Raw genomic sequence first — 1,539 nt, 5'->3', positions numbered from 1 at the left:
TTATTATATATTTACAAATATTTTAATAAATAAGGAGTATTAAGTGTTAAGTAAAGCAATTAATTCATGGCTTGATGGCTATAGAAAAATGTTTCGTTATAAAGGACGTTCAACTCGTAGTGAGTTTGGATTTTTTATTCTTATTCAATGTATATTAGTATGGTTCTCTTTTGTACTGCTATTCAGTATGGACAAAATATTACCAAGTACTATATTAGGAATCTGTGTAATGTTAATTTTTATCGTTACTTTTCTTACAATATTGTCTTACAATGTTAGACGATTACATGATATAGGTACAAGCGGTCTGTGGTGTTTTGTTTATCTTCTCTGTCCAGGAGCTATAATAGGTGCATCTTTAATAATAAAACCAACTTCAGGAGAAAACCAATACGGACCTAACCCAAGAATATTGTCAAATTAGTAAAATACTCCTTCACTCCGCATGGTGAAGGGAGTACAGTTTTCCCTATATTCAGCTCTTTGTTCTTAACTATTTTATCTACCCCTCTTATTCTCAGTTTTAACATAACTTTCAACTAACATTTTAATGATTATAAATATCCTATTTTTAGTACAAAACTAACGTAGATAATGATATTGTTTATTTTCGTGTTTTATATTCAATAAACCTGGATTCAAACATGAAGTGCAATTTTAAACACGGTGGAGTGAAGAAAGTAGAAAGGTGATTTATACTAGCACCTTCGCACCACCACAGTTTGGAGATTGCTATGTATGATCCTCGCCAAAAAAGTGGACAAAAGTCGCCTCTATGATATAAACAAAAATTATAGGAGACAAATATCATGGTTAAAAAATTTAGTATTGAATTTAAACAACAATCAGTGGATTATGCGTGTAAATGCCCCAAACTTAGTACACAACTCACGTAGAAAATTAAGCTGCTTGTTTTAGTGTTTTATACTCAATCGGTGTCATGTTATTTAATGCCTCATGCGGTCTTTCGGTGTTATAAATCGTTAGCCATTCTTCGGTTATTTTCCTTGCTTGTGCTAAGTTGTTAAAAAGATATAAATCGAGTACTTCAGTACGATAGGTACGATTAAATCGTTCAATATAGCCATTTTGATAAGGGCTACCAGGCTGGATATAATCAATGGTTATATTATGTGATTTAGCCCAGTTTATAAAGGTTTTTCCTGTAAATTCTGGCCCATTATCGACCCGTATTTTTAATGGATATCCATGATATTCAGCCAGTTTATCTAAGTAACGGGTAATCCTTCCTGCTGGTAAACTTACTGCAATATCAATCCCTAGCGCCTCACGATTAAAGTCATCGATAACATTGAATGTCCTAAAGCGACGTTGATTACGGCTACTATCACTCATAAAATCCATTGACCAACATTCACCTTGTTTATTAGGCACCAATAGCTTTTCCGGGCATCGTGGAGGAATGCGTTTTTTTCGTTTTACTCTGAGATTAAGCTTTAATTCACAATACACCCGATAAACACGCTTATGGTTCCATTGATAGCCGAGCTTTCTGATACGATTAAAGCATTTAGGAAA

2 protein-coding genes are annotated in these 1,539 nt (G+C 33.4%); one reads left to right on the top strand and one right to left on the bottom strand.

Translation table 11 applies throughout. The features are described 5' to 3' along the window. Positions 1–43: 43 nt before the first annotated feature. Complete coding sequence (locus tag A9G44_RS04085) at positions 44–424, top strand: DUF805 domain-containing protein (RefSeq protein ID WP_051634362.1); 381 nt, start codon at positions 44–46, stop codon at positions 422–424. Positions 425–900: 476 nt separating this feature from the next. Here A9G44_RS04085 and A9G44_RS04080 read toward each other — a convergent pair. Then, positions 901–1,539 (bottom strand): IS3 family transposase (locus A9G44_RS04080; protein ID WP_065609304.1); only part of this gene is annotated, 639 nt, incomplete at its 5' end.

The organism is Gilliamella sp. Occ4-3, assembly GCF_001690675.1.
In the GTDB taxonomy this organism is placed as follows: Bacteria; Pseudomonadota; Gammaproteobacteria; order Enterobacterales; family Orbaceae; genus Gilliamella; species Gilliamella bombi.
Note: the sequence above shows the minus strand (reverse complement) of the source record. Positions and strands in the feature narration are given on the sequence as shown.